Origin of the sequence: Phenylobacterium sp. (genome assembly GCF_013822795.1) — a bacterium.
Lineage (GTDB): Bacteria > Pseudomonadota > Alphaproteobacteria > Caulobacterales > Caulobacteraceae > Phenylobacterium.
On sequence record NZ_PNLB01000022.1, the window covers coordinates 41385 to 50567 of the forward strand.

A 9183-nucleotide genomic window follows, 5' to 3' on the forward strand; every position below is an offset into this window, starting at 1 on the left:
TTGGGCCGCAAGCGAAGGACCTGTTCGATGCCGCTTTGGAAAATCTATCACCCGGTCGGGGCGTTCAGCCTGGAGGACAAGAAGGGTCTGTCGGAGGCGATCACTGCGCTCTACGCCCGCGGCCTGCCGAAGTTCTACGTCGGAGTGGTGTTCCAGGAGGTCGCCGCCGACTCGTTCTTCATCGGCGGCGAGAGCGTCGACAACTTCGTGCGCATCTGGATCGACCACATCGCCCGAACCATGCCGACGCCGGAGATCCGGGCGAGGTTCATCCAGATGGTCGACGAGGCGCTGGCGCCCTACGTCCGCGATCGCGGCCTGAACTGGGAGTACCACATCGACGAGACGTCCTATGAGCTGTGGTCGATCCAGGGCTATCGCCCGCCGCTGCCCGGCACAGAGGACGAGATCCGCTGGCGGACGGAGAACCAGCCCAGTCCGGTGGGGCCGCGGGAGACGGTGTAGGGGAGGAGCCCCTGGCGAGCCTGATCAACCGGTGTCATCCCGGTTTGCGAAGCAAGACCGGGACCCATTCGCGCCGCCTGACAGAATGAGGCGAGGCTGAGCGGCCTTCTGATCCATTCGGTGTTCATGGGTCCCGGTCTTCGGCTGCGCCGAAACCGGGATGACACCTTGAGACCGGAAAAGGCGATCGTCAGACCGAGATGTCGATGATCATCGGTCTGGCCGGTTCGCCGCGCTTGGCTGACTCCGTGGCCTCGGCCTTGAGGGCTTGTTCCATCGCCTCCTTCACCAGGCGGGCGACTTCGTTCTCGACGGTGGCCGGATCGGCGTCGGGGTTGGCGGCTTTGACCTCGGCCTCGATCTTTGCCTTCAGCTTCTCGAGCTTCTGCTCCTGGGCCCAGGCGTAGATGCCCTTCTCCCGGATCTCGTCGAGGACGGCGCGTTGGCTGGACTTGGAGAGCTCGGCCTTGCGCGCGGCTTCGGCCGCGGCGGAGGGTTTTGCCGAGTCGGTTTTGCCGAGCTGGCCGATCTTGCTCAGCGTATCGGTCGAGAAAAGGCTGTTGGCGAGGTTTGAACTGCCGACTTGCATGCGAACGCTCCTTGACTGGGCTAGGCTGGAGCAAAGGCCGGGCCAACCGGCGGTAGAGGAGGAAACGCGATGAGTGCGCCGCCGAAGACAGTGCTTGAGGTCAGTCCCGAGGAAGAGGCGGCGATCCGCGCGGCGGTGCGCAGCGTCGGCGGGCCGGCGATGATCATCGCCGGGCCTGAGCACGTCGCGGGGCTGACGGCGCTGTTGGCCGACCCGAAGGTGTCCGACCCGATCTACGATCTGCCGCGGCCGATCACGCACGCCAACGTCGGCCGCTGGGTCGAGGCGAGCGAGGCGCTGCGCCAGCAGGGCGAGTGCATTCTCAGCGTGTCGCTGGACGAGGCCGGGGAGGTCGCCGGCTACTCACGGTTCACCGTCTGGCCCGACCGCTCGGCCGCGGAGATCGCCGGGGCGCGGCGGGCGGATCTGCAGAACTCGCACAGCGGCAAGTCGGGCGTGGCCCGCTCGATCGCCTTCATGTTCGAGCATCTGGGCGTGCGGCTGATCGCGCTGACCGCGGCGCTGGACAATGTGCGCTCGGCCGCCTCGATCGACGCGGCCGGGTTCCGGCGCATGGGCGAGATCGACAGCGTGCGGCCCGACGGGACGACGCGGCGCTCAATCTATTGGGAGCTGACGCGGGAGGAGTGGGTGCGCACCCACCGGCTCTAAAGGGTCAGACGCGCAGGTCGACGACGGCGCCGGCCGGATCGCGGCCCTGCGCGGCGCGCTTGTCGGCGGCGCGCTGGGCGTCTTCCTCGAGGATTTTCTGAAAGTCGCCGGCGGCCATGCCGGCCAGGGTCTTTTTGAGCTTTTCTTCCTCTTCCGGGGTCAGCGTCCGGTCGGGCTTGGCCGGCTCCTCGATGAGCAGCTTGCCGGCGGTGTCGTCGCTTTCCTTGGCCTTGCCGGCCGGGGCGGCGAACTGCGGCTGGGCGTACCAGCTGGCGGGGCCGACGCTGCTCACGGACATGGGGCGCTCCTGACAAATGGACGCCTGACGTTAAGCAAGTTTCAGGCCAAAAACCCTTGCGGCGTAAGCGATTGCGCGCGCGTAAAGAAAAGCGGCGGCCCCGTGAGGAGCCGCCGCCTTGAAGTCCTAGGCTATCGCGAGGGTCAGCCGGCCTTGGCCGGGGCCGCGTCGCCGCCCTGGCTCGCCAGGGGCGGGCGCGAGAGCGGGGTGAACTTCGGCTCCATCTTCGGAATGGCTTCCGAGAGGATCGACTGCACCGTCCAGCCTTCTTCCTTGGTCACGGTCTCGACCGGACGCGGTTGGCTGTAGAGGATGATGTTGTCGCCCGAGGCGCCGAAAATCTGGCCCGAGACGCTGGCGGCGGCCGGGGTGATCATGGCGACGGAGAAGCGGGCCGGTTGGTCGGCGCGGATCTTCTCGGCCATCACGGCGCGGCGGGCCGCGGCGGCTTCGTCCTTCACCGGCACCGACTGGGTCATGCGGGTCCAGGCGACCGGGGCCAGGCAGTTCGAACGCACGTTGTTGCGCGCGCCTTCCATGGCGATGATCCGCGACAGGCCGGCGATGCCCATCTTGGCCGCGCCGTAGTTGGCCTGGCCGATGTTGCCCAGCAGGCCCGAGGTCGAGGTGAAGAACATGTAGGCGCCGTCGTTCTGTTCGCGGAACAGCTCGATGGTGGCGCGGGCGACGTTGAACGAGCCGCGCATGTGGACGGCGATGACCGCGTCCCACTCGGCTTCGGTCATCTTGTGGAACATGACGTCACGCAGGATGCCGGCCGGATTGATGACCGCGTGCAGACCGCCGAATTCCTTCTTGGCCTGTTCGACCATGCCGTAGACGGCGTCGAGGTCGGTGACGCTGTCCGAGTTGGAAACCGCTTCGCCGCCCGCGGCGCGGATTTCCTGAGCGACCTGTTCGGCCGGACCCGCCGAGCCTTCGTCTTCGCCCTTCAGACCGCCGCCGAGGTCGTTGACCACGACCTTCGCGCCTTCGGCCGCCGCGATCAGCGCGCAATCACGGCCAATGCCGTTGCCGCCGCCGGTGACCAGAACAACTTTCCCTGAAAGTGAACCCATCGATCAATCTCCCTAAAAGAATAGCGTCGTTGTTATTCGAGCCTGTCGGCCTTGCGCAAGGCGGGAAACAGTTTGGCCCAGAGGCCGGTGACGATCAACGCGGCGACGCCCCCGGAGACCGCGGCCGCGACCGCGCCCATGAAGCGGGCCGCGACGCCGGTGCGGAACTCGCCCAGCTCGTTCGACGCGCCGATGAACAGCGAGGAAACGGCGGCGACGCGGCCGCGCATCTGGTCGGGCGTGACGATTTGCACCAGGGTCTGGCGGACATAGACGCTGAGCATGTCGGCCCCGCCGAGCACGGCCAAGGCCACCACCGACAGCCAGAAGGTCTGCGACAGGCCAAAGACGATGGTGGCGAGCGCGAAGATGGCGACGCCGACGAACATGATCGGGCCGGCGTTGCTGCGGATCGGATTGGCCGCCAGCCACATCGCCACCAGGGTGGCGCCGATCGCCGGGCCGGCGCGCAGCATCCCGAAGCCCTCGGCCCCGACGTGCAGGATGTCGCGGGCGTAGACCGGCAGCAGGGCGGTGGCCCCGCCGAGCAGCACGGCGAACAGGTCGAGCGAGATCGCCCCGAAGACGATCTTGTTGTGCCAGACGTAGCCGAGCCCTTCCTTAATCAGGGTCCAGCGCGAGCCGGCCTGGGTCTCGGGCTTCGTGTTCATGGCGATCATCGACACCGTCAGCACCGCGATCAGGTAGAGGCCGCTGGTCGTGCCGTAGGCGACGGCCGGCGAGATCGAGACCAGGGCTCCGCCGAGCGCCGGGCCGATGATCGAGCCGCCCTGCCAGGCCAGCGAATTCCAGGCGATGGCGCGCGGCAGCAGGCTGCGCGGCACCAGCATCGGCCCCATGGCGGTGCCGGCCGGACCCATGAAGGCGCGGCTGATCCCGAACAGCACGGCGACGCCGAGCAGCAGCGGAATGGTGGCGAAGCCGAACAGGCTGGCCGAGAGCAAGATCAGCACCGAGGCGATCTCGCCGGCGTAGCAGAGCTGGAGGATGCGCTTGCGGTCGTAGCGGTCGGCGGCCTCGCCGGCCCACAGCGCCAGCAGCAGCACCGGGATGAAGGTCACCAGCCCGATCATGCCGACATAGAAGGCCGACTGGGCGACGCTGTGGGTCTGGCGGGCGACGGCGTAGACCTGCCAGCCGAGCGCCACGCTCTGGATCTGCACGCCGAGGGTCGATGCGACGCGCGTCGACCAGAACAGCATGTAGTCGCGGTGGGCGAGGAGCTCGCGGGCGGTGGTCGGCTGGTCGGAAGCTTCGGTCTGGTCGGACATGCGAGCTCGGCACTCGGGGACTGCAAAGGCCGCGCAACTTGGACCGCGACGTCCTGCGCCGCAACGCGCGATTGACGCGGGCCCGTCATGGCCTTATGCGCCGCGCTTCCTGTGAACGATCTGGAACACGTCCATGCGACGCCAGCGACGAACCGGGCGCGCCCGCCGCGCCAGCTAGAGCCCCGCTCGCCGGCGCCGTTGCGCGTATGGCGGCGGACCCCGTCGCCTCCCGCATCGCAAAGACGTTCATGATCGATCCCGCCGACCAGGCCCTTTCCTACACCCAAGAACAACCCGCCGACGCCGACGCCATCGAGGCGCTGCTGGACCATGCCTTCGGGCCGGGCCGCTTCGTGAAGTCGTCCGAGCGCGTGCGCGAGTTCGCCGAATTCCGCCCCGAGATGTCGTTCTGCGCGTGGGACGGCGGCCGCCTGGTCGGGGTGGTGCGGATGTGGAAGGTGCATGTGGGCGCAACGCCCGCGATCTTCCTGGGACCGCTGGCGGTGCGCGCCGAAGGCCGCAAGTTCGGCGTCGGCGGCGAGATGGTGCAGCGCGCCTGCGCCGCCGCCCAGGCCGCCGGCTATCCGGTGCTGCTGGTCGGCGACGAGCCCTATTTCAGCCGCTTCGGGTTCTCGGCCGCGCCGTGCAAGGGCGTGCGGATGCCGGGGCCGGTGAATCAGCGCCGGGTGCTGGCGCGCGGCGTCGACCTGCTGGACGGGCCGGTCACGGCCTGAGGAAGGCGGCGGTGATCGCCGCCAGCCCGGCCGGCTGGGTCACCAGGCCGACATGGTCGAGGCCAGGGACCAGCTGCACGCGGACCTTCGGATTGGCGGCCTGGAACTCCGGCGCGTAGCGGTCGGCATGGAACTGCTGATCCTGCGATCCGGCCAGAACGAGGATGGGCCGATCGGCGTCGCGTAGCGCCGAGCGGTGGTCGCGGACCCCATAGTTCATCGCCAGGCGATAGGAGTAGGCGGGCGTCATCAGGCTTGCGACCTGAGGCGGCACGGCGAAGCGCGCCACTTCGGCCCCGTCCCAACCGTGCAGGCCAAGACGGTTGAGGCCCATGATGACGACGATGCGGGCGAGGTCGATCTGCGCCCAGCCGCCGCCGCGGCGTGCGATCTTCGAGGGGAACGGAATCGCCGGGGCGAGCGGCATGTACCGGTCGAACAGATCCTGATCGGCCCCGCCCGCGGTGCGCAGGGCGAAAGCCCCGCCGGCGGAGAAGCCGACGAGGGTGATGTCGGCGCCCGGATGCTCGCGCCGGACCACGGCGGCGAAGTCGGCCAGGTCGTCGTCGAGTTGGCCGACATAGGCGATGTCGCCCTTGGGGCCTGATGCGCCGTGGCCGCGGACGTCGAGCGCGTAGACGCTGGCGCCCGCCGCGTTCAGCGACTTGGCGAGCGGGTTCATGGTCAGCGACTGTCCCGCCGATCCGTGCAGCAGGATCGCGACCCGGCGGCCGCCTGGATAGGCGCGGTAGGCAAGGGCTGCGCCGTCGCGCGCCTGGAAGCGCGACAGGCGCGGCGCGCCGGTCGGATCGAGCGCCGGGGGCGCGGCCAGCGCCGCAAGGGGCGTGAGCGCCAGGGCGAGCAGGCCGCACAGCAGGGTGCGGAAGGGGAACTTCGGGGACATGGGGGCCTCTTCGAACGGGTCGTTCGGGAGGTCTGCGCGCGGCTGGGCGGCCGGTCTGGCCGATTTCGAAATCGGCCAGTCGCTATTTGGGGCGGGGCAGGGCCGCTCGGCGATAGGCGCTGGGCGTGACGCCGGTCTGCGCCTTGAAGGCGCGATTGAACGGGCCGATCGAGGAGAAGCCGGTATCGAGCGCGATCGTCAGGATCGAGACCTCGACCTGGGTGGGATCGGCGAGCGCCTGCTGCGCCTCGGCGAGCCGATAGCCGTTCACGAAGGCCGAGAAGTTGCGGTGCCCGAGACCGTCGTTGATCAGGCGGCGCAACTGGTGTTCGGCCATGCCCAGACGCGCGGCGAGGCTGCCGATGGTGAGGTCTTCGCGATAGACGCGCTCTTCCGTCATCAGCTTCGCGAGACGTTCGGCCTGTTCGGGCGGCGGACTGCGGGCGGGGCGGTCCGGGCTGTACCGTCGATCGAAGAGATCGCGGGCCTGAAGGTTCAGCAGGCCCCAGGACACCGCCCCCAGGCCCGCCAGGACGGCGGAGATCGCCGCGACGCTCGCCAAGTCGGCGCGGGGCGAAGGCCCGTGCACCGCGAACAGCCCGGCGTTGAGCATGGTGGCGGCCGCGAGGCTGACGACGACGATCAGGCGAAGGCGCAGCCGGGCGTCGACCAGGTCGTCGCGCCAGCTGGCGAACACTTCGGTGAGGGCGCCGGCCGAGACCAGCAGAACCGCTGCGCTGACCGCCAGGCGCAGGCGGTTGGTCCACTCTGCGTCGAGTCCGGGGGCGGCCGCGGCGAAGCCGAGGGCGGCGATCGCGGTCCACGCCGCGCCATGCCAGGGTCGAAGGCGGAATGACGTCCGAAACAGCGAGGCCGCGAGGAGCCAGCCCACGACGGCGTTGCCGGCGCTGAGCGCCAGCAAGGCGGCGTGAAGCCAACCGGTGGTCGCCGCCAGGCCCGGCGCGGCGCACCAGGCGTGCGCTGCGACACCCAGCGCGAAAACCGCCGCCAGCCGGGCGCTTGCTCGCCCGTGATGGTCGCGCAGCACCAGCGCCGTAACCAGGACGGCGAGAACCGTGACGGCGCCGCGCAGCGCGATGTCGAGATCGGCCATGGGCGCCTGAGCTGTCAGCCCTTCCTGGGCTTCTTCTTCGAGGCGCTGTTGTGCGCCGCGGCGGCGGCGATCAGGGCCTTGAAAGCCGTCTCGTCGAGGGCTGCGCCTTGCGGGATGTCGATGGCGCGGCGGGTATTGCCCTCAAGGCTGGAGTTGAACAGGCCGGCCGGGTCGTCGAGGGCCGCGCCCTTGGCGAAGGTCAGCTTGACGTAGGCCTTGTAGGTCTCGCCGGTGCAGATGATGCCGTCGTGGGACCAGACCGGCGTGCCGCGCCACTTCACCTCCTCAACCACTTCCGGGACGGCCTGATGGATCAGGCTGCGGACGTGGGCGAGGGTCTCTCCGCGCCAGTCGCCGAGCGCGGCGATGCGGGCGTCGATCTCGGCTGAGGCGGATTCGGGCGGCGTCATGCTGGCGTGTCCTTCGGCGGCGGGCGCCACCTTGCGGCGAACGGCCCGTCGATGTCGAGCCGTGCGATCCCCGCAGCTTGTGGAAGAAGGACGTTGAGGCGACGCGCGCGGGTCCTTACCTTTGCTGCATGGGAGAGACGACAACCAAGCCCGGCCTCGAGGGCGTGATCGCGGCGGCCAAGCAGGCGCCTGGACGCGGATTGCCGCCGGTGCACCTGTGGCACCCCGCCCACTGCGGCGAGATCGACATCGTGATCCGCAAGGACGGGACCTGGTTCCACGAGGGATCGCCGATCGGGCGCGAGGCGCTGGTGCGGCTGTTCTCGACCGTGCTGCGCAAGGATCCGGACGGCTTCCACCTGGTGACCCCGGTGGAGAAGATGAAGATCACCGTCGAGGACGCGCCGTTCATCGCCACGCGGGTGGACCGCGAGGGCGAGGGGCTGAAGTTCCTGACCAATGTCGGCGACGAGGTGGTCGCCGGGCCGGAGAACGAGATCCGGGTCGAGATGGACCCCGCCACCGGCGAGCCGCGACCGTATCTGCACGTGCGGCGCGGGCTGGAGGCGCTGATCGCCCGGCCGGTGTTCTACGAGCTGGTCGAGCTGGCGCAGGAGCGCGACACGCCCGACGGACCGCGCCTGGGGGTCGAATCGAACGGCGCCTGGTTCCCGGTCGGCCCGGCTGGGGCCCACCAACTGTGAGCCCGAGCGCCAAACCGGCCGAGCTGCGCGAGTGGATTTCCGGGCACCTCGATCCGCTGGATGCTGAACCGCCGAGCGCGACGGCTTCGGATTTCGACCTGGGCCCCAACGCCTTTCCGAACGAGCCGGTGAACCTGAAGCCGGCGGCGGTGCTGGTCGGGCTGATCGAGCGGCCCTACGGCTATTCGGTGCTGCTCACCCGGCGGGCCGACACCCTGCGCAGCCACACCGGTCAGATCGCGTTGCCGGGCGGCCGCCGCGACCCGGGCGAGACCAGCCCGGTCACGGCCCTGCGTGAGGCGCACGAGGAAGTCGGGCTGGCGCCGGACTATGTGACGCTGGCCGGGCTCTCCTCGCCCTACCGGACCGGCACCGGGTTCCTGGTGACGCCGGTCGTGGGGTTCATCCAGCCGGGGTTCTCGCTGACCCCCAATCCGGCCGAGGTCGCCGATATCTTCGAGACGCCGTTCGGGTTCCTGATGGACCCGGCCAACCACGAACGACATGAGCGCCAGGGACCTGACGGGCAGCTGCGCCGTTTCTACGCCATGACCCACGAGGACCGCTTCATCTGGGGCGCGACGGCCGGGATGCTGCGGGCGCTCTATGACCGGCTCTATGGGGCGGCGGTTGCTTAGGGAGCTCGCCCCGCGGCTGCTGCTGATGGCGGCGCCGTTCGTCATCTGGTTCGTCTGGCGCGAGGTGGCGCTGCGCACGGGGCGGCCGATGGGCTCGACGCCCTGGACCTGGCTGGTGGCGATCGCCGGGGTGCTGCTGGCGATTTCGCTGCTGGCGACCGGCCTTTTCCATGGCGACAACCGCGGGGAGACCTATGTTCCTGCGGAAGTGGAGGCCGGCGGACACGTGGCGCCGGGACATTTCGAGAAGAAGGCGCCCGCACAGTGACGCAGAGCATCGGCGA

The 9183-nt window shown here is 69.5% G+C and carries 13 protein-coding genes; 6 read left to right on the forward strand and 7 right to left on the reverse strand.

The features are described 5' to 3' along the window. Positions 1-27 precede the first annotated feature (27 nt). Positions 28-465 carry a tautomerase family protein gene (locus C0481_RS18315; RefSeq protein WP_293406495.1) on the forward strand — a complete coding sequence of 146 codons (438 nt, stop codon included), beginning with the start codon at positions 28-30 and terminating at the stop codon, positions 463-465. Positions 466-655: 190 nt separating this feature from the next. On the opposite strand, the gene C0481_RS18320 is transcribed toward C0481_RS18315, so the two are convergent. Continuing rightward, positions 656-1054: a hypothetical protein gene (locus C0481_RS18320; protein WP_293406497.1), complete on the reverse strand. Its 399-nt coding sequence runs from the start codon at positions 1052-1054 to the stop codon at positions 656-658. Positions 1055-1123: 69 nt separating this feature from the next. Here C0481_RS18320 and C0481_RS18325 point away from each other — a divergent pair, with 69 nt between their 5' ends. Then, positions 1124-1726 carry a GNAT family protein gene (locus C0481_RS18325; RefSeq protein WP_293406499.1) on the forward strand — a complete coding sequence of 201 codons (603 nt, stop codon included), beginning with the start codon at positions 1124-1126 and terminating at the stop codon, positions 1724-1726. A gap of 4 nt (positions 1727-1730) precedes the next feature. On the opposite strand, the gene C0481_RS18330 is transcribed toward C0481_RS18325, so the two are convergent. The 3 genes from C0481_RS18330 to C0481_RS18340 all read right to left on the reverse strand — a co-directional run bounded on the left by C0481_RS18330 (position 1731) and on the right by C0481_RS18340 (position 4395). After that, positions 1731-2024, reverse strand: coding sequence for a hypothetical protein (locus C0481_RS18330; RefSeq protein ID WP_293406501.1), 294 nt, complete (start codon positions 2022-2024; stop codon positions 1731-1733). Positions 2025-2167: 143 nt separating this feature from the next. Further along, on the reverse strand, positions 2168-3103 hold the full coding sequence (locus C0481_RS18335; protein WP_293406503.1) for an SDR family NAD(P)-dependent oxidoreductase: 936 nt from the start codon (positions 3101-3103) through the stop codon (positions 2168-2170). A gap of 32 nt (positions 3104-3135) precedes the next feature. Beyond that, positions 3136-4395, reverse strand: a complete 1260-nt coding sequence (locus C0481_RS18340; protein WP_293406504.1) for an MFS transporter — start codon at positions 4393-4395, stop codon at positions 3136-3138. Between the two features lie 248 nt (positions 4396-4643). Here C0481_RS18340 and C0481_RS18345 point away from each other — a divergent pair, with 248 nt between their 5' ends. Continuing rightward, positions 4644-5129, forward strand: coding sequence for an N-acetyltransferase (locus C0481_RS18345; protein ID WP_293406507.1), 486 nt, complete (start codon positions 4644-4646; stop codon positions 5127-5129). Here the strand turns inward: C0481_RS18345 and C0481_RS18350 are convergent. The 3 genes from C0481_RS18350 to C0481_RS18360 form a co-directional block, all read right to left on the reverse strand. Further along, positions 5119-6033, reverse strand: coding sequence for an alpha/beta hydrolase (locus C0481_RS18350; RefSeq protein WP_293406509.1), 915 nt, complete (start codon positions 6031-6033; stop codon positions 5119-5121). The two genes, C0481_RS18345 and C0481_RS18350, sit on opposite strands and share 11 nt — an antisense overlap. A gap of 82 nt (positions 6034-6115) precedes the next feature. Next, positions 6116-7147, reverse strand: coding sequence for an AraC family transcriptional regulator (locus C0481_RS18355; protein WP_293406511.1), 1032 nt, complete (start codon positions 7145-7147; stop codon positions 6116-6118). A 14-nt stretch (positions 7148-7161) separates the two neighbouring features. Further along, a complete protein-coding gene (locus C0481_RS18360) occupies positions 7162-7557 on the reverse strand; it encodes a DUF1801 domain-containing protein (RefSeq protein ID WP_293406513.1) in 396 nt (131 codons plus the stop codon). Positions 7558-7685: 128 nt separating this feature from the next. Between C0481_RS18360 and C0481_RS18365 the strand changes: the two genes are divergently transcribed. From C0481_RS18365 to C0481_RS18375, 3 genes are read left to right on the forward strand one after another with little or no spacing between them, the layout of a single operon-like run. Next, positions 7686-8261, forward strand: coding sequence for a DUF1285 domain-containing protein (locus C0481_RS18365; protein WP_293406515.1), 576 nt, complete (start codon positions 7686-7688; stop codon positions 8259-8261). Then, a complete protein-coding gene (locus tag C0481_RS18370) occupies positions 8258-8899 on the forward strand; it encodes a CoA pyrophosphatase (RefSeq protein ID WP_293406517.1) in 642 nt (213 codons plus the stop codon). Before C0481_RS18365 ends, C0481_RS18370 begins: the two co-directional genes overlap by 4 nt. Beyond that, entirely contained in the window at positions 8892-9167 is a 276-nt protein-coding gene (locus C0481_RS18375; RefSeq protein ID WP_293406519.1) for a DUF6111 family protein, read from the forward strand. The genes C0481_RS18370 and C0481_RS18375 overlap by 8 nt, the downstream gene beginning before the upstream one ends. Positions 9168-9183 lie beyond the last annotated feature (16 nt).

Coding starts and splice junctions, on each gene's coding strand:
- C0481_RS18315 (WP_293406495.1), top strand. CDS start 28: ATGCCGCTTTGGAAAATCTATCACCCGGTCGGGGCGTTCAGCCTGGAG.
- C0481_RS18320 (WP_293406497.1), bottom strand. CDS start 1,054: ATGCAAGTCGGCAGTTCAAACCTCGCCAACAGCCTTTTCTCGACCGAT.
- C0481_RS18325 (WP_293406499.1), top strand. CDS start 1,124: ATGAGTGCGCCGCCGAAGACAGTGCTTGAGGTCAGTCCCGAGGAAGAG.
- C0481_RS18330 (WP_293406501.1), bottom strand. CDS start 2,024: ATGTCCGTGAGCAGCGTCGGCCCCGCCAGCTGGTACGCCCAGCCGCAG.
- C0481_RS18335 (WP_293406503.1), bottom strand. CDS start 3,103: ATGGGTTCACTTTCAGGGAAAGTTGTTCTGGTCACCGGCGGCGGCAAC.
- C0481_RS18340 (WP_293406504.1), bottom strand. CDS start 4,395: ATGTCCGACCAGACCGAAGCTTCCGACCAGCCGACCACCGCCCGCGAG.
- C0481_RS18345 (WP_293406507.1), top strand. CDS start 4,644: ATGATCGATCCCGCCGACCAGGCCCTTTCCTACACCCAAGAACAACCC.
- C0481_RS18350 (WP_293406509.1), bottom strand. CDS start 6,033: ATGTCCCCGAAGTTCCCCTTCCGCACCCTGCTGTGCGGCCTGCTCGCC.
- C0481_RS18355 (WP_293406511.1), bottom strand. CDS start 7,147: ATGGCCGATCTCGACATCGCGCTGCGCGGCGCCGTCACGGTTCTCGCC.
- C0481_RS18360 (WP_293406513.1), bottom strand. CDS start 7,557: ATGACGCCGCCCGAATCCGCCTCAGCCGAGATCGACGCCCGCATCGCC.
- C0481_RS18365 (WP_293406515.1), top strand. CDS start 7,686: ATGGGAGAGACGACAACCAAGCCCGGCCTCGAGGGCGTGATCGCGGCG.